Below are 25,300 nucleotides of genomic sequence, written 5' to 3'. Positions count from 1 at the left end.
CTTTTAAAACACTGTTTACTGTAAACCATTTACTTCCACTTTCAAATTACCTGTAATGGTTAAAAAACCTAAAATAGACTCATTAGTAAGCTGTACTTTATCAAAATCAATATGAGTTAATTTTCCATTAATATATATACCTTGCATAGGAGAGTAATTATTTAGGTATTGTATAATACTTTTTTTTCCTTCTTCTAGATTAGTAGCAATAGAATACCTACAATTAGCTTTTAGCTTTTGTATGATAGCACTCTGAAAAAGCCAATTAGCCGTTTTGATAAGTTTGTTTTTAGTTTCTAAAGCATAGTCTAAATCGTCAAAATAAAACTCTTTTCTTTCTGTATCATATTTTGGAAAACCAGCTAAATAAATACGTCCGTTTAGACTCCCTAGAAGATCAAGTGCAATGATCATTTTTCCTTGTTTATGCCAAATAGCAACATTTTGGATGCTTATTTTTCGATTTCCAGAACCGAATTCTTTTCCTTTAAAGTTATTGTTTATTAACCTTGATGCGTCATTATAGGTTGATAATGCTACTAATGAGGCTGTTATTTTATTAGGTAATTGTTGTGCAGATTTAAATATAAAGCTGTTTTTGTTAAATATGTTTTGTGGCTTTTGTCCAACTAAAGATTCTATTTGACATTTTAAACCAACATCCAAGCTGATTTTATTTTCTTTTAGAACAGCTTGAGTTGAATGAATCTCTTGTGGATTTATGCGTAACCAAGTTTCATAGTTCTTATTCATCTCTATTGGGGTACTTACTTTTTGCATCAGATCAGAAATCTGTTTTTTAAAATCTAATGATTTACTAATAGCGTCATCTAAGCTTTTTTCTATTTTGTTTTTAAAATAATTTAATGTAGGATTAATCAGATAAGTTATTTTTACATCTTTACCGGCTATACTTACTGTTGGACTTTCATTCCAGTTAATATTTTCTAATTGAGTTTGGGTGTTTACTTGCCAATTAATTAGATTAATATTACTTAATAAGCTTACTGTTGCATTTAAGTTAAATTCGCGTGTGTCATAAAGGTCTATCCCTAATACAGAAGTTCCGTATTTTATTTTTGCCCAAATTTTTAAAGGTACAATAGTTTGGAGTTTTTGATCTTTTTCGTTCATGATGATTGGAGCATTTTTCCAAATTTTAATCATTATTTTATCATCATCTAAATTGTTATCTTCATAGATCAGTCCTGTCAAAGCTTTATTAGTTTGATTTTCTATATCTTTTACTGTTAGCTGAATAGGAAAATTAATGTAAGAGGAATGTGTGGGGTAGTTTACAGGTAAAGCTTTGTCTGGTTCTGGTTGCATTAATTCTATTTTTTGAGTTGAGGAGCAATTACTTAATAAAAAATTGATGACTATGGCGAAAAATAAAGAGGAAATTTTTTTCATGTTATAATGATTTTATTACAAAAGTAAAATTATTTTTAAAGAGATTGTAACAAAGAGATTGTTTGATAGTCTAATATTTCGTAACGAAAGAAAGGAAGAAACTAAAATATGAAAAAAACATCCTATATACTTATCTTTTTAATATTCATAGGGTTGACTGTTAAGGGGCAGGATAAAAAATGGACCTTGAAAGAATGTGTAAATTACGCATTGATAAATAATATTGCGATACAACAATCCTCTTTAGATGTGGATGTAGCAACAATAAATAAAAAAAATGCAATGGCTAGATTTTCACCTTCTGTTAATGGAAATTTATCACATTCTTGGAATATAGGATTAAATCAGAATATAACAACAGGATTGTTAGAAAATCAAACAAACCAATTTACTTCAGTAGGGATAACACTAGGTGTAGATATTTATAAAGGATTACAAAATCAAAACCAATTTAGAAAAGCAAACCTTTCAAAAATAGCGTCAGAATATCAGTTGGTTAAAATTAAGGAAGATATTTCTTTGAACGTGATAAACGCTTATTTACAAGTTTTGTTTAATAAAGAAAGTTTGAAAGTACAAAAAGAACAATTATCTTCTAGTATTGAACAAAAAAAGCGAATTACAGAATTAGTCAGTGTAGGTGTAGTTCCTAAAGGTGATTTACTAGATATAAATGCTACAATTGCTACAAATAATCAAAGAGTAGTTAGTGCAGAAAACGCGTTGTTAATTTCAAAATTAAGTTTAGCTCAATTATTACAAATCAAAGAATATGATACTTTTGATATTGCCGAAAGCCAAGTTGAAGCTACATTGAGTGCCGTTTTAGCAGAAACCCCAAATGTTATTTTCAATAAGGCTCTAGTAACCCGTGTTGAATTAAAATTAGCACAAACAAATTTAGAAATTGCGAAAAAAGATATTGCTATTGCTAAAGGTGCGTATCAGCCCAGTTTGCAAGGGTTTTATAATTTAAATACCCGTGTTTCTTATGCAAAAACAATCAAAGGATTTGAAATAGATTCGCAAAATCCAACTAAAAAAATAGGCTTTGTACAATCAACAGGTGATTTAGTTTCCTCAATTAATACAGTTCCTGTGTTAGGAAATGCCAATCCTTTTTTTCAACAAATAAATGATAATAAAGGACATAGTTTTGGACTACAATTGAGTATTCCTATTTTTAACGGTTTTGCCGTAAAGAATAATCTAAATCGATCTAAAGTTCTCTTTCAAAAAACTAAATTAGCACTAGAACAACAAAAATTAGATCTTGAGCGTACCGTTTATACAGCTTATACAGATACAAGAGGAGCTCAAAAAGCTCACGAGGCATCTTTGATTGTTTTAGAAGCAAGACAAAAAGCAGTTGATTATGCAAAAGAACGTTATGAAGTAGGATTAATGAATGTGTTTGATTATAATCAATCACAAACACAATTAATAAATGCACAATCAGATGCTCTAAGAACCAAGTATGATTATATTTTTAGGACAAAAATTTTAGAATTCTATTTTGGTATTCCTATTTTTTAAAAAAAAGAGTACTTCTGAAAAAACTAGTTAACCTTAAATAAAAAGCTATTTTCTTGAATATTAAATAACTAAACCAAATGAAAAGAAAAACAAAATATATACTTATTGGTGTAATTATAGTTTTAGTAATAGGACTAATAGGGTTGAGAAAAAAAGGTATATTAGGGAATGACAGCTCTATAGTTGAAGTTCAATGGCAAGAAGTTACAGAAAGAACCATTATAGAAACGGTATCAGCTACAGGTAAAATTAAGCCCGAAACAGAAGTTAAGATTTCATCCGAAATTTCAGGTGAAATAATAGAATTGCCTGTTAAAGAAGGACAAATGGTTCAAAAAGGAGATTTATTAGCAAAGGTAAATCCTCAATTATATTTACAAGGAGTTAATCGTACTCAAGCTGGACTTTCTAATACAAAAGCTAATTTATCGCAAATAGAAGCACAATATAAAGAAGCTAAAGCTAGTTATGAACGTAATAAAAAATTATATGAAAAAGGAATCATATCGGGAGCTGAATGGGATAAATCTTTGGCTGTTTTTGAAGGAGCGAAAGCAGCTAAACAAGCAGCTTATTTTAATGTAGAAAGTGCTACAGCCACAGTTAATGAATCAAGAGAAAGCTTGCGTAAATCTACTATTTACGCTCCTATGTCAGGTACCGTTTCTAAATTAGCCGTTGAACTAGGCGAACGTGTATTAGGAACACAACAAATGACAGGAACAGAGTTAATGCGTGTAGCCAATCTTCATAATATGGAGGTAGAAGTAGATGTTAATGAAAATGACATAGTAAAGATTGAAATAGGAGACCAAGCTAATGTTCAAGTAGATGCCTATCTTAAAAAGACTTTTAAAGGAATTGTAACCAGTATTTCTAATTCAGCTAATTTGACAACTTCAGCAGATCAAGTAACTAATTTTAAAGTAAAGGTAAAAATATTAAAAGAATCTTATGCCGAATTAATGAAAGGAAAATCAGATAACTACGCTCCTTTTCGTCCTGGTATGACCGCTACAGTTGATATTATTACGACTCAAAAAGAAAAAGTAGTGGCAATTCCTATAAGTGCTGTAGTCATGCGTACAGATACAACGTCCTCAAGAAAAGCATATCTAGAAAATGAAGAAGATGATTTTGAAATAAAGGAAGAAAAACCACTAAAAGAACAAAAACGCTATGAATGTGTATTTGTAAAAAAAGGAGATAAGGTACGCCTGAAAATTATAACTACAGGAATTCAAGATGATAACTATATAGAAGTGCTTTCTGGATTAAAAAAAGGAGAAGTTATTATTACAGGACCTTATACTACCGTTACAAAAGAATTAAACCCAGGGGACAAAATAAAAAAAACCTCAGGAGATAAAAAGATAAAGGAAAATCAATAAAGTAAATTTTATCAAATAAGGAGTAAAATTTTTTAAAAATAGTTTGCTGTTTGACGGGATTGAGCCATTTTTTTAGATGAATCAATCCTGTTTTTTTATGATTGTTGTACTTTTGTCCTATATATACTTACCTATGACTTATATTTTACATGTAGAAACGGCCACTCGTAATTGTTCTGTAGCCTTAGCTAAAGATGGAAAGTTAGTTGCAATTCGCGAAATTGCAGAACTAGGATATACACATGCAGAAAAATTACATGTGTTTATAGAAGAAATTTTAAACGAAGTTCAAATAACCATAAATCATTTAGATGCAGTAGCTGTTAGTCAAGGACCAGGGTCTTATACAGGTCTTAGAATTGGGGTTTCTGCAGCTAAAGGTATATGTTATACTTTAAATATCCCACTAATAGCAATAGATACGTTAGTAATATTGGCGAGACAAATAAAGAATTTAGAAGGCGTTATTATTCCTATGATAGATGCTAGGCGTATGGAATGTTATACCGCTGTTTTTTCTAGAAATCATGAATTACAACGAAAAGTAGAATCTCAAATTATAGAACCGCATATATTTTCTGAATATTCAGAAAAAATACATCTTTTAGGAGATGGTGCATCTAAATGCAAAGAAATACTCAATACAAGTCAATTTATTTATCACGATCAAATCGTTTTTCCATCCTCAAAAGAAATGATAGAAATTGCATATCAAAAATTTTTAATTAAAGAATTTGTAGATGTAGCATATTTTGAACCTTTTTATTTAAAAGAGTTTATGTTGAATACAAAATGATAAGTAAAGGACGATGAGGGTGTTTTAAAAGGATGGAATCTTGCTTTTAGACCAAGGGGAGAAGTCCTCGGAGTAAATAAGAGAAAGGGGCAGATAGTGCTGATATGTACTTCTCTCTATCGTAGAAATGCTTTTAAACATTAAGTTACGACTCCTTAAACACCCGCATTGCTATAATGAATCATAAAGTGAATTCAATAAGTCAGATTTAACAGCCACTCCATCGCTGTTTTGTGTCCAAACACGAGTTAAAAGGCTAAATGATTCAAGTTCTATATTCGCTATGAAAATTTCTGGTTTAGGATCTTTTAATATTAACGGGTGATTTTGGACTAATGTTTCTAATTTTGATCTTGATATTTTAATATTTTGATCTATTGGAAAAGTAAAAGTAAAGTCATTTCTTGAAGTGTTTTTTTGAGAATGGTTTTTTATTTTACCATTCGAAAGCATACCATTTGGTATATAAACAACCTGATTGTTTCCAGTTGTAAGCTTAGTAGAAAAAATATGAATATCCTCAACCTTACCAATTTCTCCTTGTACTTCTATTTTATCTCCGACTTTAAAAGGTTTAAATAAAATAATGAGGATGCCTCCAGAAAAATTAGAAAGAGATCCTTGTAAGGATAGACCTACAGCTAATCCAGCAGCTCCTAAAATAGCAACGAAAGAAGAAGTTTCTACTCCTAATTTAGATATAACGGCTATAAAAACTAACCCTCTTATAGTCCAATAAATTAAATCTTCTAAAAATTCAACAAGTGTAATTTCTATGTTACGACTAATCAGTATTTTTTTTGTTGTCTTTGTGATAAACTTAGAAAGCCATATTCCAACGATAAAAATTAAACCCGCAGTCAATATATTAATAGAGTAGGTAATGATATATTCTTTTGCGGTTTCTAGAGTGTCTATATTAATCATTTTTTAAGTGTTTAATTACAAATTTAGATATATAAAATAAAAACTAAAACCCCTTTAATATGTATTAAAAATAAGTTTCACTAAACGAGTTTTTTGTTGTCTTTAATGAAAACTTTGTTTTTAGATGATTTTTACAAAATCAAAAGGTTTTAATTTACTGTCATTATTTTTTGAAAAATAAAAATCAAGCAAGTCTCTAAAAAAGTAGTAACTTAACGGTTATGTTATTTTTTTGACGAAAGGGAGAAATCACATTATACTAGTACTATGTGATCTCTTCTTTCGTTTAAATAGTAAGATTACAAACTTTTAGAACATCCTCTTGATTCAGAATGAAATGCTAAAAGTTGAATTTATAGGAAATGATAAATCGTTTTTTATAGATTTTTTTGATTATTTAGAGTTTCTGAAATCTTTTATCTTTGATAATTAAAAATAAAATTATGCGTTAAGAGCCTCAACTGTTATTTCCTGATCATGAAGCATTTCTTTAAGCATATTTTCAATACCATTTTTTAGAGTAAAAGTAGAAGAAGGACAGCCACTACAAGCTCCTTGAAGAATTACTTTTACTTTTTTATCTTCTTCATTATAGGAGTCAAATAGTATATTTCCACCATCTGAAGCTACAGCAGGTTTTATATATTCTTCAATTATATTGATGATTTTTTGAGAAGTAACATCTAAATTGTCAAAATTTACTAATTGTTGCTTCTCCTGTTGTTGTGAAACAATAATTTTTGTTTCATCTACAGCTATATTTCCATTTTCTATAAACTCCTTAATAAAAGTTCGTAATTCATTTGTAACCTCTTGCCATTCACTTACCGCATATTTTGTGATAGAAACATAATTTTCGTCAATAAAAATTTCTTTTACATAAGGGAATTTGAATAACGCTTTTGCTAAAGGAGAAGCTGCTGTTTCATCTATGTTTTTACATTCTACAATTTGTTTTGTAAGCATTCTACTTGCTACAAACTTCATTACAGAAGGATTAGGAGTGCTTTCAGCATAAACCGTTACGGCAATTTTTTTAATTTCTTTTTCAATAATAACAGGACCTCCTGCATTAACATAATTTTCAAGTTGTTCAGAAACATCATGCTTTACATCATCCCATTCTACTATGCTAAATTTTTCTATTGCAATAAAATTTCCTGATATGTAAACAGTTTTTACAAAAGGTAAATAAAATAATTGCTTAGCTAAAGGAGAATCCGCACATTCATCTACGTTTTTGAATTCAAAACTCTGATTGGGACAAATAAAATAAGAAAATTCAAATTTTAAAATTGAAGGATTAGAAGTTTCTTTTATAGTAATTAGTTTCATGTGTATAAAGTATAATTTATTTTCCAATGAAGGAAAAATTTTGGATATGCAAATTTAAGAAAGAAGTTGAATAATAAGAATTATTACTGAAAGTTGTAATAAATTTAATGAATTAGAAGGAATTGTATCGGATTATTATTTTTCAATATTTTAAAATAGTTTAACTTTGAAAACTCATATCTAAAGTAAAAATGAACTACTTATCACTTGTATTGACATTCATAAGTTTGTCTTTGTATAGTCAGGTGGATATACCTGTATATTCCGATTATTTAACGGATAATTATTATCTGATACATCCTTCGATGGCTGGAGCTGCCAATTGTGTGAAAATTAGAGCTACAGGAAGACAACAATGGTTTGGAAACAACAAAGCACCTGCTTTGCAGACGTTAAGTGTTAATGGAAGCGTAGATCAAGATGGTAAATCAGGTGTGGGACTTATCTTGTTTAATGATCGTAATGGAAATCATTCAAATAGAGGTTTTAAAGCTACTTATGCACATCATATTTTATTTTCTAGAAATGATATAGATTTAAATCGTCTCTCATTTGGTGTAAATGTAGGGGTTAATCAATTGCAATTAGACGAAACAGAATTCGGAACTACTTTTGATCCCATTATTGGTGGGGGAGTGCAAAGCGCGGCTTATTATAATGTAGATTTTGGAGCATCTTATAATTTTCTTGATTTTTATATACATGCTACTGTAAAAAATGCAATTTTTAAAAGTAGAAATATTTATACAGATGTTGAATCAAGTAATTTAAGAAAATATGTTCTTAATTTGGGTTATATTTTAGGCAATCGTGACCGAATATTATACGAGCCTTCTATTCTGTTTCAATACACTGAGTTAACAAAAGAAAGAATCTTAGACTTAAATGGAAAGGTTTATAAAAATATGAATTTTGGAAAACTTTGGGCAGGTTTGTCTTATAGAAATAGTTTTGATGGTACACAATATATAAACAATGAAACAGTAGAAAAACAACGTTTACAGTACATTACACCTATTGTAGGAGCTCATTATAAGAATTTCATGTTAGCCTATAATTATAGCTATATTATAGGAGATGTAAAATTTGATAAAGGAGGTTTCCATCAGTTAACTTTAGGTTATAATTTTGGCTGTAAACGTGAGAAATATGATTGTAATTGTCCTTCTGTAAATTAATGAGGATGTTTTCGAAAAGATCACAATCTTGTTATTTTTATGAAAAGGAAGCTAGAATGAAGTGAACAGACTAAGCAAATCAATCTGCTGATAATGTTGCTTCTCCTTTCATTCAATAGATGACTAGACGTTGAGTTTTGATTTTTCAGATACCCCCTTTTTATCTCTATAAAATATGTTAATAAAAACAGTTAATGGTAAAACCCCTTTAATTCCTGAAGATTGTTATGTTGCCGAAAATGCTACTATCGTAGGTGATGTAACTTTTGGGAAAGAATGTAGCGTATGGTTTAATGCTGTAGTCCGGGGAGACGTACACTCAATTAGAATGGGTGATAAAGTTAATGTTCAAGATGGAGCTATAATACACTGTACTTATTTGAAACATCCTACAGAAATTGGGAATAATGTTTCTATTGGTCACAAAGCTATTGTACACGGTTGTACTGTAAAAGATAATGTGTTAATAGGTATGGGAGCTATTGTTATGGATGGTTGTGTTATTGAAAGTAATTCAATTGTAGCAGCAGGCTCTGTAGTAACGCAAAATACAATCGTAGAATCAGGAACTATTTATGCAGGAATCCCAGCTAAAAAAGTAAAAGATATTGATCAGAGTAATTTTGCTGGTGAGATTGAACGTATTTCTAATAATTATGTTATGTATTCGAGTTGGTTTAAGGAGTAATGTCAAAAGTTTAATTCTAAAACATTTTTATCAAATCCTAGTATTGATTTTAGAACGCGTGCATCACTGTTTGAGTAAAAGATAGTGGTGCCTTTTTTTTCTTCAGTATTGACTATTTGGTGTTGTTCTAAGATAGATTGAGTTTGTCTAGCAACAGCTAATCCTGAATCAATAATTTTGATTGAATTAGGGATTATTTTTTTTATTTCAGGAATTAAATAAGGATAGTGGCTACAGCCTAATACCAAATAATCTATTCCTGCTTCAATCATTGGGGTTAAATAAGAAATTAGAAGTATTTTCATTTCTTCTGATTGAATTTTGCCTTCTTCTATAAGTTCAACTAAGCCATGGCCTACTTGTTCCATAATTTTGATATTCGTATAGTTTTCTAACTGACGAATAAAAAGTTCGCTATTTAAAGTGCCTTTTGTAGCTAAAATTCCAATGGTCTTGGTTTCGCTAAGAGTTGCCGCCGGTTTTATAGCAGGTTCAATACCTATAAAAGGAATATTGTATTTAGCTCGCATTTCTTTTATTGCATTAGTAGTGGCGGTATTACAAGCTACAACGATTAGTTTGCAATTCTTTTGGAGTAAAAAATCAACATTTTTGAAGCATAAATTTATAATTTCTTTTTTTGTTTTTTTTCCATAAGGAGCATTTTTACTATCTGCTAGATAAATAGTGTTTTCGTTAGGTAGTAAAGAATGTACTTCTTTCCATATTGAAGTACCACCGATTCCTGAATCAAAGAAGCCTATAGGTTGTGTATTTATCATAAAACAAAAATAAAAAAAAACTGCCTTGAGTAAAATAACAAGGCAGTTTTTAAAGGTTTATTTTTATAAAATTAGAATTTTAATTCTTTTTTTACATCTTCAAATAAATTAGGTCCGTCTGCTAATATCAAAGCTGAAGAATCCATTACATATTGGAAACCTTTAGCACGAGCTACTTTGATTACAGCAGCTTTAGCTTTTTCCATGATAGGTTTTACGATTTCTGTTTCTTTGTCAGAAATTTGCTTTTGAGCATTATCACGATATTGTTGGATTCTTTGTCCCATGTCTTGCATTTCTTTTGCTCTCTTTTCGTTTTCAGCATCACCAGCTGTTTGAGCTTCGCTTTCGTATTTTTTCATTTTAGTTTGGTATTCAGTTACCATTTTTGAATACTCTGCGTCTAAAGTTTTGCTTAACGTTTCTAACTGTGCTTTAGCAGTAGTCATTTCGGGCATTTTTGAAAGTAATTGCTGAACATCAATATGAGCTGTTTTTGATTGCGCATTCATTCCGCTGATTCCTAAAAACATCACAGTCGCAATTAATAAAGATTTCAATTGTTTCATCATCTAAGTATTTAGTATAGTTAAAAATTAATTAGTACTCTTTTTTTCTTCTTGTGTTTTACGTTGTGTTTCTTTTTCTTCAAGAATTTTTTTCCTTCTTTCTTCTAAAGCTTTTTTCCTTTCTTCAAGTGCTTTTTTATTTTTTTCTATTAATTCTTGTCTTGCTGTTTCTCGAGCAATTCGGATAGAATCTTGATTTATTTTTTTATCTTCTTTTTTGTTAAAATGAATGGATTGATCACTTGTATTGTTTTGCGATCCATTATTTTTTAAGGTTTCAATTGTTGTGCCAGTTTTCTTTATTTCTTGTTCTTCTAATTGTTTTTTTCTTTTTTCTTCGTAGTCTTTTCTTTTCTTTTCTGTTTCTAATCGTCTAGCTTCTAATATTTGTTCGCGACGAGATTTTTTTTCATCTAATATTTTTTTTCGTTCCGCTAAATTTGTGTTTTCGGCAAGTTCGTCTTCTTTTGATTCCTTTTCTTCTAAGGCTTTTTGTTGTTTTTTACTTAGTTCTTCTCTTTTTTCAGCTCTGGTTATAACTCGAACTACTAAGTCACTAATGTCAAATTTTTTAGCAGAAAAAAGCATTGTCATTTGTGCAGAAGATTTGTCAAAAATATAGTCATATTGTTTTTTTTCTGCTAAATCTTGAACTGCGTTAAAAACTTGATCTTGTACAGGTTTTAAAATAGCTTCTTTTTGTAATGCTAAATCGCCTCTTGATCCAAATCGTTTTTGTTGATAGTCTAATAACTGATTTTCTTGAAATTTAATTTCTTCTTCTCTTTCTTTAATTAACTCTTTAGTTAATAAGGCATTTTCATTTTTTAATGCTTCTTTGAGTTTATTGATTGCGTTTTTTTTACTTTCAATGTCTTGTTTCCACTTTTGAGCTTTTTCTTCCAGTTGAGAGGATGCTTCTTTATAATCAGGTGTGTTTTCAAGGATATATTCCATATCTATATAACCAATTTTAAGCCCTGTTTTTGTTTGTGCTATTATATTAGTTATGGTAAATAAACCTAATACTAAGAAGAGTCTTTTCATATATTTTAAATTTTGATAAGCTGTAAGAGCTTATTATTTGACGTTATATCAAATATAACGTCAAATATAATTAAAATTGTTGTCCTATGATAAAATGTGTTTGCCAACCTGATTTTGGTCCACCAGGATTTATAGAATCAAATCCATGTGCAAAGTCAATTCCTAAAAGTCCAAATGCAGGCATAAAAACTCTTAGACCAACACCTGCGGAGCGTTTTATGGCAAAAGGATTATATGATTTAAATCCTTCAAAAGCGGCTCCTCCTTCTACAAAAGCCATCATATATATAGATGCTGTTTGTTTTAGTGTAATAGGATAACGTAATTCTAATGAAAATTTGTTAAATGCTGTACCGCCTATTTGTTGCCCCGCTCTTTCGCCTTGTGTAATGGTTGGTGTTAATGAATTATTAGGATAACCTCTTAATTGAATGGTCTCTCTACCATCCATTGCAAAATTAGCTAAGCCATCACCACCCAGATAAAAACGTTCAAAAGGTACTAGTCCTCGTTTATTGTTATAAGCTCCCATAAAACCAAACTCTCCTAAAGTACGAAGTGTTAGCTTTTCATATATTTTAGAAAACCATTCAGCTTTTACCTTGATTTTATAATATTCAAGCCAGTTAAATTTTTGTTGGTCTACTTTAGAAGGATCAGCTGAGGCTTCTTCAATAGAATTGGCTTTAGTTAATACGCCATTATTGTTAATCAAGGGGTCTCCTGCATTATATGTTTCAGATGAGTTTGTTGCATATAATTTGTTTTCAGGAAGATTTCCTAGGTTTTGATAATCTACTCCATTAAAATAAGAATAAGGAGGGGTAAGTTTAGCTGTTATGCTAAATTCAGAACCATACGTAGGGAAGATAGGGTTTACTCCCTTATTGTTTCGAGTTAATCCAATTGTATAGGAAAGGTTTCTTGATGTTCCATTACCAAATGTAAATAATCCGATGTTGTAATTATTTAAATCATAATGTTGGTAGCTAATACCTTGAGAAAGGACGAAGTAATCATCTGGAAACTGTAATCTTTTAGCTATACCTATAGATGCCGTGAAAATGTTAAAACTTCTTGATCTGTCTACGCTATTATTTGTGAAATTATTTGAAAATTGTTTACTATATGATAATGAACCTGAAAATTGAACAGGCTTTTTACCACCGAACCAAGGCTCTGCAAATGAAAAGCTATAAGTTTGAAAATAAGAGCTGGCTTGTAGACGTAAAGATAATTTTTGTCCATCTCCCATAGGAAGTGGTTTGTAAGCGTTTTTTTTGAAAATATTGCTTAAAGCAAAATTATTAAATGATAATCCTAAAGTACCTATGAATCCACCGCCGCCATAACCACCTTGTAATTCAATTTGACTTGCTCCTTTTTCGGCAACGTGGTATTTAATGTCTACGGTGCCACCTGCTGGGTCTACATTTTCAAAATCAGGTTTAATAGCTTCTGCATCAAAAAAACCTAATTGACCAATTTCACGAATAGTTCTTACTAAATTTTCTTTGCTGTAAACTTCTCCTGGTTTTGTTCTTAATTCACGGTAAATTACTTTGTCATTTGTTTTGTCATTACCTACGACTGATATTTTATTGAAATAGGCTAATGGTCCTTCTACAATTCTTATATCTAGGTCGATTTGATTGTTTTCTGTTTTAACTTCTATAGGGTTAATGTTTGAAAATAGATAGCCGTTGTTTTGATACAAGTTCGTTATATCTTCTCCATCAGGTTGTGTTTTGTCAGCAATTCTTTTATCTAATAAAACACTATTGTAGACATCTCCTTTTTCTATTCCTAGATATTTTGATAATAATTGGTCGTTATAAACAGTGTTTCCTGTGAAATTAATATTGCCAAAATAATATTTCTTACCTTCTTCTAGGTTAATTTTAATTTTAACTTTATTTGATTTTGGATCATATACAACGGTATCTGATTTTATTCTTGCATCTCGATAACCATTTTCTTTGTATTTGTCAATTAATAAATTTAAATCGTCTTTATATTTATCTCTTTTGAATTTCATTGATTTTAGTTTTAGGAAATTCATAAGACTTAAATGACGTGTATCTTTCATTGAACGGAGTAATATGCCTTTTTTTACTTCATCATTGCCAACTAATTCAATATCTTTTATTCTTACTTTTTTCCCTCTATCTATGTTTACTACCATGTTTACGTGATTTATGGTAGTAGTATCTTCAAAAGTGCTTATGTTTACCTTTGTGTTGTAGTAACCTTCTTTTTTATATTTGTTTTCAATATAATATTTAGTTGTTGTTAGCAGGTTTTCATTTACAATTTTGTCATTAGTAAGACCATTGTCTTTGATTAAAGATTCTTTTGCGCTTTTTTTAACACCAACAATTTTAACATTGCTGAGTTTAGGTAATTCGTTTAGATTTAATTCTAAAGAAATACTATCGCCTTCAATCTTATCTACATAGAAGTTAACATTATTGTATAATCCTAGTTTCCATAGTTTTTTGATGGAATTACTAATTTCTTCTCCAGGAACTGTAATAGGTTGTCCTTTCGTAAGACCTGCAAACGTGACAATAGTTTGTTCGTTATAGGTAACTTTACCTGTTACATTTACTTTTTTGAGTACATAAGACTTGCCATTTTCAATAGTTAATCTTTCTTGTGCTTGCGCGTTTATAGCAATGCTTGTAAATGCAATCAGAAGCATAAATTTTATGCTTCTTTTAACTTGTGTAAAATTATTTGACTTGCTCACTTGTTTTTCCAAATCTACGTTCTCTTTTTTGATAGCTAATGAGGGCTTCATATAAATCTTTTTCACTAAAATCAGGCCATAAAACATCAGTAAAGTAAAATTCAGCATACGCTATTTGCCAAAGTAAAAAATTACTGATTCTATGTTCGCCACTTGTTCGTATGACTAAATCTACTTCTGGTAAATCATGTGTGTAAAGATGATTATTAAAAATTGATTCGTCAATATTCTCAATTGAAATTATATTATTTTTAACTTTATCGGATATTTTTTTAACAGCATTTAAGATTTCTTCTCTTGAACCATAACTTAATGCTAAAGTTAAGGTCATTTGGTTGTTATTTTTTGTTTTTTCAATTACTTCTAATAATTCTTTTCGTACGTTGTTAGGAAGCAATTCTAAATTACCTATACTGTTTAATTTGATGTTGTTTTTAGTGAAAGTATCTAATTCTTTTTTTAGGGAAGAAATTAGTATTTTCATGAGTGTTTCTACCTCTAATTTTGGGCGATTCCAATTTTCAGTAGAAAAGGTATAGAGTGTGAGGTTTTTGATTCCTAATTTAACACAAGTTTCTACGGTAGTGCGCACAGATTTTGTGCCGTTTTCATGTCCTAAAACACGTAGCATTCCCTTTTGTTTCGCCCAGCGTCCATTTCCGTCCATGATAATGGCAAGATGTTGGGGTAGAGTGTTTTTGTTTATTTTGTCTATCAAGTTCATTAATTCTTACAATAACAAGGATTTTGTCCGAAAGTATAGGTTAGAGTAGCTCCTGTAAAAGTATACCAATCATTGCTGTTGGTGTTTCCAAAAGAAAGATTTTTTAGTGTGTTATCTTTTGGTAAACTACCGTCTAAATCATCAATAAATGTATAGTTAAAACGAGTTTCTAAACCCAATATTATTTTGTTGGTTATTTTCATTTTTATACCTATCGTCATGGGTATTGCAAATGCCCAAGAACTTTGTTTAGAGGTTGCTATGTTATCTTTAAAATATAGATTTTTATAATTAAAATAACTTAACCCAGAATGTATGTAAGGAGTAATGATAAAATTGTTTTCGTGAAGGTTGAAATCAAAAAAATTAAATTCTAAACCAGCAGATAATTCTGAAATTTTATTTTGAAAAGAATATCCTCTCTCTTTTCTTGCTGTATGATCTGATCTAGAATCCTCATCACTAATACTACTAGTCATAGCAGAAAATCGCCAAGCATGTCTTTTACTTTTGTTCCATTTATAAATAAGACCAAAGGCTGGGTCTTTTGGAGATATAAAATAAGTACTTCCAATATCACCCACATAGTTACTACCCCCTCCAAAAACACCGATTTCGTGTAATTGAGCGTGGTTCTGACTGATAGTCAAAATAAATAGGAGAATGTGTGTTAACTTTTTCATTTTATAATAGGTTGCAAATATAGTAATTATGAACACTCCACAAAGTGAATTGTTAATTAGTTGGTTTTAATTTGTAAACTTGTTTCTTCCTAAACGAAAAAGTTTGTTGGCTAGTATTCTATAATTTAATTTCTTCTGTCTTCACCAAATAATAATTTTTTTCGTAGAGTCTTTAAGAAGGTTTCTTCTGTTATTTCTACCATTTTTATTTTAAACGGCGTTTTTTTTATGGTTAAAATACTTTCATTTTTTACAGAACTAATTCTAGAATCTAACGAAACTAAATAGTTTTCTTCTCGACCTGTTACTTTTAATTTTAAAATTGTAGAATCAGGGATAACCATAGGACGAGCATTTAAATTATGTGGCGCAATGGGGGTAATAACAAAGCTCTCTGTTTCGGGGGTTAGAATAGGACCACCACAACTTAACGAATAACCAGTAGAACCAGTAGGAGTAGATATGATTAATCCATCGGCCCAATAAGAGGTTAAATATTCATCATTTAAATAAGTTTCTATGGTTATCATAGAGGTCGTGTCTTTACGATTTACGGTAATCTCGTTCATGGCAAAATTTATATTGTCTAATGAACTCAATTCAGGAGAACAAGTTACACTAAGAAGTGTTCGTTCTGATATGGTGTATTTTTTTTCTAATACAAGTGTTAGGAATTTTTCAATGTTTTCTTGTTGTACATTGGCTAAAAAACCGAGTCTGCCTGCATTTATTCCCAGTATAGGAATTTCAGAATCTCTTACAAATGTAGCAGCTCTAAGAAAAGTTCCATCTCCACCTACACTTAATACCATTTGATAAGAATTGTCTAAATCACTATGTGTACTAAAAGTTTCGACACAGTTCATGGTTATTTGATGATCTTGGAGGATTTTTAAAAAGTTAGCCTCAATGGTGAATGTTATGGCATTTGTTTTTAAAAAAAGGATTAACCTTTCTATAATAGGTGCGGTTGTATTTTGGTAATATTGACCGTAGATGGCTACTTTCATATTAGTATTGTTTCTATCAGGAGATAATCTATGTTAGTTATAATTGGGTTGAAAAAATTAGATGTTTAAATATTTGTCTAGATAATCGGAACGCTCCTTAAGCGTTTTTAGATGTTCATCTTCTTGATGTTCTGATATGATTTCATAATCATAACGTCTAAATGTTTGGATGATTTCATTAAGGCTTCCTTCTCCTAATTTTAATGTGATTTGAATTTTTTCTGTATCAGAATTAGAAATGAAAGCGCCAAGTAATTTACCGTTGTTGCCTTCTACTATTTGTGTAATTTGACTGAAAGAATAATCATTTATTCCCTTTTCAATAATTATAATACCTCCTAATTCGCGTAGGAAAGGTGTTTCGTTAAAAACACGTATTACATCTTCTAGTTCATAATATCCTATGTATTGATTGTTTAGATCTAAAACAGGTATAATGTTAGTTTCGTTTTTAGCAAAATCGTCCAGTACATCTAACAAAACGGAATTACTTCTAGTAAAAAAAGGTTCAAAAGTATATCGATATTCTGCTAAACTTTTGCTGAAATCAAACCCGTCTACATCTTCTGCAGCTACATTGCCAATGAAAATGCCATTTTCAGTTACAGGGAAATGTGAAAAAGAATAGTCAGAAAAAAAATCCTGAGCAGTTGCTACCTCCTCATTAATGTCTAATGGTGTAAAGTCTTGATTAATATAGTCGATAAGTGTATTCATGAGTCCAGCGTATTGTTTAAAAATATTTTGATTTGTTATCTAGTTGCAAAATAATTAAAAAATTATATAAGACCCATCTGTAAGTTTGTATTTTTGTTTCGTTTTATTAAAATATAGTTTCAAATGATTCAAAATAACTGTAAACTCAGTGTAAACATAAATAAGATGGCTACGTTGCGTAATTCTAGAGGAGGAAATACACCAAATGTACTAGAAGGAGCTAAGCGTATTCAAGAATTTGGTGCACAGGGAATTACAATACATCCCCGTCCGGATGAACGACATATTCGCTATCAAGATGCACGTGATTTAAAAGATGTAGTTTATACAGAATATAATATTGAAGGAAATCCGCAGCATAATTTTATTGATTTAGTTTTAGAATGTAAGCCTACTCAAGTAACTCTAGTTCCTGATGCAATTGGAGCATTAACATCTAATGCTGGTTGGGATACTATTTCAAATCAAACATATTTGAGAGAAGTAATTGCTGAGTTTAAGCGCAACGGTATTAGAACTTCTATTTTTGTAGATCCAATATTAAAAATGATAGAAGGAGCAAAAGAAACAGGAACTGATAGAATTGAATTATATACTGAAACTTTTGCTCATCAATATAGTTTAGGAAATGAAAAAGCAATTTTACCTTATATAGAGGCGGCTGAATTATCAAATGAATTAAATTTAGGAATTAATGCAGGTCATGATTTAAGTCTAGATAATATTGAATTTTTTAATCAAAATATCCCAGGTTTGCTAGAAGTATCTATTGGTCATGCGTTAATCTCTGAATCATTGTATTTAGGGTTAGAAAATGTAGTAAACATGTATTTGAGAAAATTAAAGTAAATTAATCATTAAATAATAATAATTTTCTGGTTTAATGGGAAAATAAAGTTTGTAATCCTAGTTTTTTTCCGTTGAGTAGTGTGTATTATAGATGATTTAGTAGAGGAAATATCAAAAGATACTAAATATAAAACTCTAATTTAAATCCTAAATAAAATAGCTTTTGTAGAAGAAGATGAAAAATATTTAACATTCCTCATATAAAAGACTGCAAAATAAGATCAATAGATTTCTTTTTTTCTAACGCTTATTTAGAAAGTTAAATTAGGTATGGTTAAAAAATATAAAACTTTAGATTTATATTTTAGTTATTTTAAAAATGTGTTTGAGAAAACAAAGAAATAAATATGAAATTACATAGTAATATACAAGGAGAAGGAAAGGTTTTAGTTATTATTCATGGATTTCTGGGGATGTCAGATAACTGGAAAACCTTAGCCTCTCAATATGCAGAACAAGGTTTTGAAGTGCATGCTTTGGATATGCGTAATCACGGGAAAAGTTTCCATACGAATGATTGGAGTTATGATTTTATGATGCAAGACGTAGTATGTTATTGTAAAGAAAAAAAAATATCCAATATATCCGTAATAGGACATTCAATGGGAGGGAAAGTAGCCATGCTTTTAGCTACAAATTATCCAGATTTAGTAGATGAATTAATAGTGGCGGATATAGGGCCTAAATATTACGCACCACATCATCAAACCATCTTAGAAGCCTTAAACGCCGTTGATTTTTCAGTGAAGCCATCACGTTCAGATGTAGAAGAAGTCATTTCAAAACATATAAAAGATTTGGGAACTAGACAATTTTTATTAAAGAATTTATATTGGATTGAATCAGGACAATTGGGTTTTCGATTTAATTTAAAAGTATTTATAGAAAACACCTCTGTTATAGGCGAAGCTTTACCATTTGAAAACCATTTTACTAAAAAAACCCTATTTTTGCGAGGGGATAAATCAGATTATATTTTAGATAGCGATTTTGAAACAATTTATCATCATTTTCCCAAAGCAGAAATAGTAAGTGTATCCAATGCAGGTCATTGGTTGCATGCGGAAAATCCAAAAGATTTTTTAGAAAAAACGTTGTGTTTTTTGGAGCGTTTTTCTTCAAATACGTTTTAGAAATAAAAAAATAATATTTTAAACCATATATAAAAATGAAATTATTGCAAAAATTCTTAATATCAACGCTAATTGTAATAGTGCTTTCTTATTTTATGAAAGAAGTACATTTTAAAGATATTACAACAGCTTTTGTTGTAGCCTTTGTTTTAGGGGTTTTAAATACCTTTTTAAAGCCAATATTAGTTTTCTTTACTTTGCCTATTACGTTTTTTACATTGGGGATTTTTTTACTAGTTATTAATGCAGGAATGGTTCTTTTGTGTGCTAAATTGGTAGATGGATTTGTTGTAGAATCGTTTGTTACAGCCCTTATTTTTAGTGTCTTGATGTCTGTTTCACAATGGGTGTTGTATAAGTTTATAAAAGACTAAAAATTAGTAAGTTGATTTTGATAAAATAAAATTTGTTGGGTGGTATAAATTATGTAATTTTGCCACCCAAATTTAGTACGTAAAAAACATATATAATGAATATTACAAAAACCAATATTGATGCGTTAAACGCAGTGGTAACTGTAGAAGTTGCAAAGAATGATTATGCTGAAAAGGTAGAGAAAGTTTTGCAAAACTACCGTAAAAACGCGAATATACCAGGTTTCCGTAAAGGTCAAGTGCCAATGTCTTTAGTGCAAAAACAATACGGTAAAGCGGTTTTAGCTGAGGAGGTAAATAAGTTAATTCAAGAAAGTTTAAATAAGTTTTTAGTAGAAGAAAAATTAGATATCTTAGGAAATCCACTTCCTAAATTTACGGAAGATTTTAATTGGGATGCTGATGATTTTAAATTTGAATTTGAATTAGGTTTAGCTCCTGAATTTGACGTGAAGTTAGAAGGATCTGAAGATTTGACCTATTACAATATTGTAGCAGATGATAAATTATTAGATGAGCAAGTAATTAGAATTCAAAAACAATTTGGAAAAATGTCTTCTAAAGACGTAATCGCTAAAGAAGATGATATTCGCGGTGTTTTTGTAAATGAAGAAAAAGGAATTAATAAACCTGCTCAAATCACTCTAGACATTTTTGAAAATAAAGCAGTTGCAGAATCTTTTATCGGTAAAAAAGCAGGAGATATAGTGGCTATACCTACAAAAGGATTATTTAATGATGATCATAAATTAATGGACTATTTAGGTTTAGGTCATGATGATGTTCATGGTTTAGATATTACTGTAGACTTTAAAATTGAAGAAGTTACAACAACAGAACCAGCTGAATTAAATCAAGAATTATTTGATAAATTATTTGGCGAAGGAAATGTAACCTCAGTAGAAGACCTAAAAGCTAAAATTAAAGAAGATGCAGAGAAAACTTTCGCACAACAAGCAGATCAAAAGTTTTATAATGATGCAACAGAATATTTAATCAAAAATCATCAAGTTGAGTTGCCAACTGAATTCTTAAAGAGATGGATTCAAACAGTTGGAGAAACACCATTAACAGCTGAACAAGCAGAAGTTGAGTATGCCCGTTCTGAAAACGGTTTACGTTATCAATTAATCGAAAGCAAGATCATTACCTCTAATAATCTACAAGTAACTTTTGAAGATTTAAAAACATACGCTAGTGATATTATTAAAAAACAAATGGCACAATTTGGTCAGTTAGATCCTTCACAAGAAGATGTAGATAATATCGTGAACCGTGTAATGACAAATCAAGAAGAAGTTCGTCGTTTGTCAGAACAAGTAATGAGTGAAAGATTATTGAATGTATTTAAAGAAAAATTAAATACATCTACTAAAGAAGTTACTTATGATGAGTTCGTTAAAGCCATGTATGGTGAAATCTAATACACAGAATTATATACTTTAAAAATAATTAAAAGAAAGAATTTACTTCTGTAAACTTTTAGATTTTCTTAAAGAAAAATCATAAAAAAATACGTAAGTTTGAGCGTCAAATGTTTTATTTGACGCTTTTTTATTGACAAACTGTCATTAGGAATAAAAAGGTCTAAAAATTGTAATAAGTTTAAATCGTTTAATCCTATAAATTTAAACTTTAAACCTCTAAACTTTTAAACTAATTAGTAAATGAATTACGGTAAAGAATTTAAAAAATATGCTACCAAGCATCACGGAGTAAATAGTATGTACTATGATAAAATCGTAAGTAGCATGACTCCTTATGTAATTGAAGAACGTCAATTAAATATTTCCCAGTTAGATGTTTTTTCACGCTTGATGATGGATCGAATCATTTTTATGGGAACAGGAGTAGATGATTATATGGCTAATATCATTCAAGCACAGTTGTTGTTCTTAGAAAGTGTAGATGCTTCCAAAGATATTCAAATATATATTAACTCTCCAGGAGGAAGTGTATATGCAGGTTTAGGTATTTATGATACTATGCAGTTTGTAAAACCTGATGTAGCAACTATTTGTACAGGTATGGCAGCATCTATGGGAGCCGTACTTTTATGTGCAGGTGCGGAAGGAAAACGTTCTGCTTTACCACATTCAAGAGTAATGATTCATCAACCTTCTGGCGGAGCACAAGGTGTAGCAACCGATATGGAAATAAATTTGAAAGAAATGTTAAAATTGAAAGATGAATTATATCAAATTATTTCACATCATTCAAAGCAACCTTTCGAAAAAGTATATAAAGATTCTGAGCGAGATTATTGGATGAAAGCCGATGAAGCAAAAGAATACGGAATGATTGATGAAGTTTTAAGAAGATAAATTTTTCGTCTAAAGTTCAGAGTCTTTGATCTTAGATTCTGAACTTTATGACATTAAACTTAAATAATGGCAAAAGAAATTTTAGAATGTTCCTTCTGCGGAAGGAGAAAGCCTGAAACTAATTTATTAATTGCAGGTATTGATGCACATATATGCGACCATTGTATCGAGCAAGCACATGGAATTGTTTTAGAAGAATTAAAAGCAAGTGGTTTGTCTGCTAAAATAACCGATTTAGTTCTGCAAAAACCAAAAGATATTAGAGCTTTTTTAGATAAATATGTTATAGGACAAGAACAAACCAAAAAAGTTATTTCAGTTGCAGTATATAACCACTATAAACGTTTAATGCAATTAGATCACGGAGATGATGTTGAAATTGAAAAATCAAACATTATTATGGTAGGTCAAACAGGTACAGGAAAAACTTTGGTAGCCAAAACAATTGCCAAAATGTTAGATGTGCCACTAGCAATAGTAGATGCCACGGTACTAACTGAGGCAGGTTATGTAGGAGAAGATGTAGAAAGTATTTTAACTCGTTTATTACAGGCAGCGGATTATGATGTAACAAGAGCAGAACGAGGTATTGTCTTTATTGATGAGATTGATAAAATTGCACGTAAGAGCGATAATCCATCTATTACACGTGATGTTTCTGGTGAAGGAGTACAACAAGCCATGTTAAAGTTGTTAGAAGGAACTGTAGTTAATGTTCCTCCAAAAGGAGGACGTAAACATCCTGATCAAAAATTTGTAGAAGTTAATACTAAGGATATATTATTTATTGCAGGAGGAGCTTTTGATGGGGTAGAACGTATTATATCAAAACGTTTAAATCGTCAAGCAATGGGCTTCGGAGCATCTAAAGAAACAGATAAGATAGATGAATCCAATTTGTTGCAGTATATAATTCCAAAAGATATTAAAGATTTTGGATTAATTCCTGAAATAATAGGACGATTACCAGTATTAACACACATGGATCCTTTAGATAAGGCCACTTTGCGTGCTATTCTAACAGAGCCTAAAAATGCACTCATAAAACAATATAAAAAATTGTTTGCTATGGATGAAATCGAGTTTAATATTAGTGATGAAGCATTGGACTTTATTGTAGACAAAGCATTAGAATATAAACTAGGCGCGCGTGGTTTACGCTCGTTATGTGAGGCTGTTCTAACAGATGCAATGTATGAGATACCAAGTTCAGATGAAAAACTCTTAAATGTAGATAAAAAATACGTGGAAGTAGCCCTTAATAAGAATTTGCTTAAGCGTTTAGAAATTGCATCATAAACTTTTTTTATAATCATAAATAGACTGTCTGAAAATTTAAAATAACAACAATCATTTTTTAATAAGATGAGGAGTTAGTGAGTTTTTAGACAGTTTTTTAGTTATTCATTAGAGTTAACAAAATAAAAAAAATAAAGATTTTGAAATAAACTTTGCAGAAATTAAATTACTGAATTTTTAAGAGACTCTCTAAGTACTCACGAGAATTTGATAAGCGAGGTATTTTGTTTTGACCACCCAATTTTCCTTTTTCCTTTAACCAATCATAAAATAAATTTTCACGAGCTATATTAACTTTTAGAGGATTTAAAGTCATATTGTTATACCGTTTAGCTTCATAATCAGAATTTAATGATTGTATACTTTGATCTAAAATTTGACTAAATTGATCAATACATTTAGGTTGAGTCTTAAATTCAATAACCCATTCATGAGCCCCTTTTTCTTTTCCATTCATAAAAATAGGAGCAACAGTATAATCTTTTATTTCACAGTTCGTTAGTTGGCAGGTTTTTGCCAACGCTTTATCAGTGTTTTCAACCATTAATTCTTCTCCAAATACATTAATATGATGTTTGGTTCGTCCTGTAATCCGAATTCTATAAGGGGATAAAGAGGTAAATCGAACAGTATCGCCAATTAAATAACGCCATAAGCCTGCATTAGTAGTAATTACAACAGCATAGTTTTTATAAAGTTCTACCTCTGCTAGACGTACTATTTTTTGATCTACAGTACCGTATGTATCCATAGGTATAAATTCATAAAAAATACCATAATCTAACATTAGTAATAAGTCGCTCGAATTATTGAGGTCTTGTATGGCAAAAAAACCTTCAGAAGCATTATATATTTCATAGTATTTAAAGTCAGGATTAGGAAGTATCTTTTTATACTGTTCACGATATGGCTCAAAACTTACACCACCGTGAAAATATACCTCTAGATTAGGCCAAACTGCAAATAGATTTGTTTTGCCAGTTTCTTCCATAAGTTTGTTAAGTAATACCATCATCCAAGATGGAACCCCCGCAAAACTGGTCACATTTTCGGTTTTAGTTTCGTTAACAATTGCTAAAAGTTTCGTTTCCCATTCACTCATTAAAGAGGTTTTATTGGATGGGGTACTGCTGAACTCAGCCCAAAAAGGCATATTATCAATAAGAATAGCAGATAAATCGCCAAAGAAAGTATTATTGTCTTCATAAAGCTGTTTACTGCCTCCTAAACGAAGGCTTTTTCCTGTAAAAAGCTGAGAGTTTTCGTTATTATTAAGATACATGCAAAGTAAATCTTTACTACCTTTATAATGACAGTTTTCAAGAGCTTCATTACTTACAGGAATATATTTACTTTTTGCATTAGTTGTTCCACTTGATTTAGCAAACCATTTAATGGGTTGATGCCAAAAAACATTTTGCTCTCCTTTGCGTGTACGTTCAATTAAAGGCTCTAAATCTTCATAGCATGAAATAGGGACTCTTTCTTGAAAAGTGTGATATGTTTTTATTGATTGGAAATCATATATTTTACCAACTATGGTGTTTTCTGATTGACGAATTAGGTTTGTCAGCAGTTCTTCTTGTACTTCATTTGGATATTTTAAAAAAAGTTCTATCTGATGAATACGTTGTTTTAAAACCCAAGAGGCAATAGAATTTATAATTGGTAAAGGCATTATAATCGTGAATTTTGAATTTTGAATTTTGAATTATAACTTTACGCTAAAATATAAAAAAAAAGGTTATCTAAAATCTAAAATCTAAAATCACT

Annotated in this window: 23 protein-coding genes; 11 read left to right on the top strand and 12 right to left on the bottom strand. The window is 30.1% G+C overall.

The annotated features are described in order from the left end of the window. Nucleotides 1-15 precede the first annotated feature (15 nt). Nucleotides 16-1,413, bottom strand: coding sequence for a DUF4403 family protein (locus AWN65_RS12300; protein ID WP_060383435.1), 1,398 nt, complete (start codon nucleotides 1,411-1,413; stop codon nucleotides 16-18). Nucleotides 1,414-1,521: 108 nt separating this feature from the next. Between AWN65_RS12300 and AWN65_RS12295 the strand changes: the two genes are divergently transcribed. The 3 genes from AWN65_RS12295 to tsaB all read left to right on the top strand — a co-directional run bounded on the left by AWN65_RS12295 (nucleotide 1,522) and on the right by tsaB (nucleotide 5,136). Then, nucleotides 1,522-2,949, top strand: a complete 1,428-nt coding sequence (locus AWN65_RS12295) for a TolC family protein (protein WP_060383434.1) — start codon at nucleotides 1,522-1,524, stop codon at nucleotides 2,947-2,949. A gap of 77 nt (nucleotides 2,950-3,026) precedes the next feature. Then, nucleotides 3,027-4,340, top strand: a complete 1,314-nt coding sequence (locus tag AWN65_RS12290; protein ID WP_060383433.1) for an efflux RND transporter periplasmic adaptor subunit — start codon at nucleotides 3,027-3,029, stop codon at nucleotides 4,338-4,340. Nucleotides 4,341-4,473: 133 nt separating this feature from the next. After that, nucleotides 4,474-5,136, top strand: coding sequence for a tRNA (adenosine(37)-N6)-threonylcarbamoyltransferase complex dimerization subunit type 1 TsaB (gene tsaB / locus AWN65_RS12285; RefSeq protein WP_060383432.1), 663 nt, complete (start codon nucleotides 4,474-4,476; stop codon nucleotides 5,134-5,136). A gap of 171 nt (nucleotides 5,137-5,307) precedes the next feature. On the opposite strand, the gene AWN65_RS12280 is transcribed toward tsaB, so the two are convergent. Continuing rightward, complete coding sequence (locus AWN65_RS12280; RefSeq protein ID WP_060383431.1) at nucleotides 5,308-6,063, bottom strand: mechanosensitive ion channel family protein; 756 nt, start codon at nucleotides 6,061-6,063, stop codon at nucleotides 5,308-5,310. 441 nt (nucleotides 6,064-6,504) lie between these two features. Then, nucleotides 6,505-7,398 (bottom strand): NifU family protein, encoded by an 894-nt coding sequence (locus AWN65_RS12275; protein ID WP_060383430.1) that lies wholly within the window; start codon nucleotides 7,396-7,398, stop codon nucleotides 6,505-6,507. Nucleotides 7,399-7,589: 191 nt separating this feature from the next. Here AWN65_RS12275 and AWN65_RS12270 point away from each other — a divergent pair, with 191 nt between their 5' ends. Together AWN65_RS12270 and AWN65_RS12265 are read left to right on the top strand one after the other, a co-directional pair. Continuing rightward, nucleotides 7,590-8,576 (top strand): PorP/SprF family type IX secretion system membrane protein, encoded by a 987-nt coding sequence (locus AWN65_RS12270; RefSeq protein ID WP_060383429.1) that lies wholly within the window; start codon nucleotides 7,590-7,592, stop codon nucleotides 8,574-8,576. A 175-nt stretch (nucleotides 8,577-8,751) separates the two neighbouring features. Further along, nucleotides 8,752-9,264, top strand: coding sequence for a gamma carbonic anhydrase family protein (locus AWN65_RS12265; protein WP_060383428.1), 513 nt, complete (start codon nucleotides 8,752-8,754; stop codon nucleotides 9,262-9,264). Nucleotides 9,265-9,266: 2 nt separating this feature from the next. On the opposite strand, the gene murI is transcribed toward AWN65_RS12265, so the two are convergent. The 8 genes from murI to AWN65_RS12225 form a co-directional block, all read right to left on the bottom strand. Further along, nucleotides 9,267-10,046 carry a glutamate racemase gene (gene murI / locus AWN65_RS12260; RefSeq protein WP_060383427.1) on the bottom strand — a complete coding sequence of 260 codons (780 nt, stop codon included), beginning with the start codon at nucleotides 10,044-10,046 and terminating at the stop codon, nucleotides 9,267-9,269. Nucleotides 10,047-10,117: 71 nt separating this feature from the next. Continuing rightward, entirely contained in the window at nucleotides 10,118-10,615 is a 498-nt protein-coding gene (locus AWN65_RS12255; RefSeq protein ID WP_060383426.1) for an OmpH family outer membrane protein, read from the bottom strand. A gap of 27 nt (nucleotides 10,616-10,642) precedes the next feature. After that, complete coding sequence (locus AWN65_RS12250) at nucleotides 10,643-11,662, bottom strand: OmpH family outer membrane protein (protein ID WP_060383425.1); 1,020 nt, start codon at nucleotides 11,660-11,662, stop codon at nucleotides 10,643-10,645. A 70-nt stretch (nucleotides 11,663-11,732) separates the two neighbouring features. Beyond that, nucleotides 11,733-14,465 carry an outer membrane protein assembly factor BamA gene (gene bamA / locus AWN65_RS12245; protein WP_060383424.1) on the bottom strand — a complete coding sequence of 911 codons (2,733 nt, stop codon included), beginning with the start codon at nucleotides 14,463-14,465 and terminating at the stop codon, nucleotides 11,733-11,735. Beyond that, nucleotides 14,398-15,138, bottom strand: a complete 741-nt coding sequence (locus AWN65_RS12240) for an isoprenyl transferase (protein WP_060383423.1) — start codon at nucleotides 15,136-15,138, stop codon at nucleotides 14,398-14,400. The genes bamA and AWN65_RS12240 overlap by 68 nt, the downstream gene beginning before the upstream one ends. After that, on the bottom strand, nucleotides 15,138-15,821 hold the full coding sequence (gene porG / locus AWN65_RS12235) for a type IX secretion system protein PorG (protein ID WP_060383422.1): 684 nt from the start codon (nucleotides 15,819-15,821) through the stop codon (nucleotides 15,138-15,140). Before porG ends, AWN65_RS12240 begins: the two co-directional genes overlap by 1 nt. 125 nt (nucleotides 15,822-15,946) lie before the next feature. Next, entirely contained in the window at nucleotides 15,947-16,831 is an 885-nt protein-coding gene (locus AWN65_RS12230; protein WP_060383421.1) for an NAD kinase, read from the bottom strand. A 57-nt stretch (nucleotides 16,832-16,888) separates the two neighbouring features. After that, nucleotides 16,889-17,548, bottom strand: a complete 660-nt coding sequence (locus tag AWN65_RS12225; protein ID WP_060383420.1) for a CBS domain-containing protein — start codon at nucleotides 17,546-17,548, stop codon at nucleotides 16,889-16,891. A gap of 123 nt (nucleotides 17,549-17,671) precedes the next feature. Here AWN65_RS12225 and AWN65_RS12220 point away from each other — a divergent pair, with 123 nt between their 5' ends. From AWN65_RS12220 to clpX, 6 genes are all read left to right on the top strand, one after another. Continuing rightward, the gene (locus AWN65_RS12220) at nucleotides 17,672-18,397 is read left to right on the top strand and encodes a pyridoxine 5'-phosphate synthase (protein WP_060383419.1); all 726 of its coding nucleotides are present in this window, start codon (nucleotides 17,672-17,674) and stop codon (nucleotides 18,395-18,397) included. A gap of 347 nt (nucleotides 18,398-18,744) precedes the next feature. After that, entirely contained in the window at nucleotides 18,745-19,530 is a 786-nt protein-coding gene (locus tag AWN65_RS12215) for an alpha/beta fold hydrolase (RefSeq protein ID WP_060383418.1), read from the top strand. 35 nt (nucleotides 19,531-19,565) lie between these two features. Next, nucleotides 19,566-19,904: a phage holin family protein gene (locus AWN65_RS12210; RefSeq protein WP_014165006.1), complete on the top strand. Its 339-nt coding sequence runs from the start codon at nucleotides 19,566-19,568 to the stop codon at nucleotides 19,902-19,904. Between the two features lie 95 nt (nucleotides 19,905-19,999). Beyond that, the gene (gene tig, locus AWN65_RS12205; protein WP_060383417.1) at nucleotides 20,000-21,328 is read left to right on the top strand and encodes a trigger factor; all 1,329 of its coding nucleotides are present in this window, start codon (nucleotides 20,000-20,002) and stop codon (nucleotides 21,326-21,328) included. Between the two features lie 243 nt (nucleotides 21,329-21,571). Next, the gene (gene clpP, locus AWN65_RS12200) at nucleotides 21,572-22,228 is read left to right on the top strand and encodes an ATP-dependent Clp endopeptidase proteolytic subunit ClpP (protein WP_014165004.1); all 657 of its coding nucleotides are present in this window, start codon (nucleotides 21,572-21,574) and stop codon (nucleotides 22,226-22,228) included. A 66-nt stretch (nucleotides 22,229-22,294) separates the two neighbouring features. Continuing rightward, a complete protein-coding gene (gene clpX, locus AWN65_RS12195; protein ID WP_060383416.1) occupies nucleotides 22,295-23,527 on the top strand; it encodes an ATP-dependent Clp protease ATP-binding subunit ClpX in 1,233 nt (410 codons plus the stop codon). Between the two features lie 166 nt (nucleotides 23,528-23,693). Here the strand turns inward: clpX and AWN65_RS12190 are convergent, their stop codons facing one another. Next, nucleotides 23,694-25,205: a GH3 auxin-responsive promoter family protein gene (locus tag AWN65_RS12190; RefSeq protein WP_060383415.1), complete on the bottom strand. Its 1,512-nt coding sequence runs from the start codon at nucleotides 25,203-25,205 to the stop codon at nucleotides 23,694-23,696. Nucleotides 25,206-25,300: the final 95 nt, after the last annotated feature.

Source organism: Flavobacterium covae (assembly GCF_001534645.1).
In the GTDB taxonomy this organism is placed as follows: Bacteria; Bacteroidota; Bacteroidia; order Flavobacteriales; family Flavobacteriaceae; genus Flavobacterium; species Flavobacterium covae.
The sequence above is the reverse complement of the archived record's forward strand: the minus strand, read 5'-3'. Positions and strand labels throughout refer to the sequence as shown.

Bases quoted from the DNA above. Each gene is read 5' to 3' on its own strand.
- AWN65_RS12300 (WP_060383435.1), bottom strand. From the start codon at position 1,413: ATGAAAAAAATTTCCTCTTTATTTTTCGCCATAGTCATCAATTTTTTA.
- AWN65_RS12295 (WP_060383434.1), top strand. From the start codon at position 1,522: ATGAAAAAAACATCCTATATACTTATCTTTTTAATATTCATAGGGTTG.
- AWN65_RS12290 (WP_060383433.1), top strand. From the start codon at position 3,027: ATGAAAAGAAAAACAAAATATATACTTATTGGTGTAATTATAGTTTTA.
- tsaB (WP_060383432.1), top strand. From the start codon at position 4,474: ATGACTTATATTTTACATGTAGAAACGGCCACTCGTAATTGTTCTGTA.
- AWN65_RS12280 (WP_060383431.1), bottom strand. From the start codon at position 6,063: ATGATTAATATAGACACTCTAGAAACCGCAAAAGAATATATCATTACC.
- AWN65_RS12275 (WP_060383430.1), bottom strand. From the start codon at position 7,398: ATGAAACTAATTACTATAAAAGAAACTTCTAATCCTTCAATTTTAAAA.
- AWN65_RS12270 (WP_060383429.1), top strand. From the start codon at position 7,590: ATGAACTACTTATCACTTGTATTGACATTCATAAGTTTGTCTTTGTAT.
- AWN65_RS12265 (WP_060383428.1), top strand. From the start codon at position 8,752: ATGTTAATAAAAACAGTTAATGGTAAAACCCCTTTAATTCCTGAAGAT.
- murI (WP_060383427.1), bottom strand. From the start codon at position 10,046: ATGATAAATACACAACCTATAGGCTTCTTTGATTCAGGAATCGGTGGT.
- AWN65_RS12255 (WP_060383426.1), bottom strand. From the start codon at position 10,615: ATGAAACAATTGAAATCTTTATTAATTGCGACTGTGATGTTTTTAGGA.
- AWN65_RS12250 (WP_060383425.1), bottom strand. From the start codon at position 11,662: ATGAAAAGACTCTTCTTAGTATTAGGTTTATTTACCATAACTAATATA.
- bamA (WP_060383424.1), bottom strand. From the start codon at position 14,465: ATGAAGCCCTCATTAGCTATCAAAAAAGAGAACGTAGATTTGGAAAAA.
- AWN65_RS12240 (WP_060383423.1), bottom strand. From the start codon at position 15,138: ATGAACTTGATAGACAAAATAAACAAAAACACTCTACCCCAACATCTT.
- porG (WP_060383422.1), bottom strand. From the start codon at position 15,821: ATGAAAAAGTTAACACACATTCTCCTATTTATTTTGACTATCAGTCAG.
- AWN65_RS12230 (WP_060383421.1), bottom strand. From the start codon at position 16,831: ATGAAAGTAGCCATCTACGGTCAATATTACCAAAATACAACCGCACCT.
- AWN65_RS12225 (WP_060383420.1), bottom strand. From the start codon at position 17,548: ATGAATACACTTATCGACTATATTAATCAAGACTTTACACCATTAGAC.
- AWN65_RS12220 (WP_060383419.1), top strand. From the start codon at position 17,672: ATGATTCAAAATAACTGTAAACTCAGTGTAAACATAAATAAGATGGCT.
- AWN65_RS12215 (WP_060383418.1), top strand. From the start codon at position 18,745: ATGAAATTACATAGTAATATACAAGGAGAAGGAAAGGTTTTAGTTATT.
- AWN65_RS12210 (WP_014165006.1), top strand. From the start codon at position 19,566: ATGAAATTATTGCAAAAATTCTTAATATCAACGCTAATTGTAATAGTG.
- tig (WP_060383417.1), top strand. From the start codon at position 20,000: ATGAATATTACAAAAACCAATATTGATGCGTTAAACGCAGTGGTAACT.
- clpP (WP_014165004.1), top strand. From the start codon at position 21,572: ATGAATTACGGTAAAGAATTTAAAAAATATGCTACCAAGCATCACGGA.
- clpX (WP_060383416.1), top strand. From the start codon at position 22,295: ATGGCAAAAGAAATTTTAGAATGTTCCTTCTGCGGAAGGAGAAAGCCT.
- AWN65_RS12190 (WP_060383415.1), bottom strand. From the start codon at position 25,205: ATGCCTTTACCAATTATAAATTCTATTGCCTCTTGGGTTTTAAAACAA.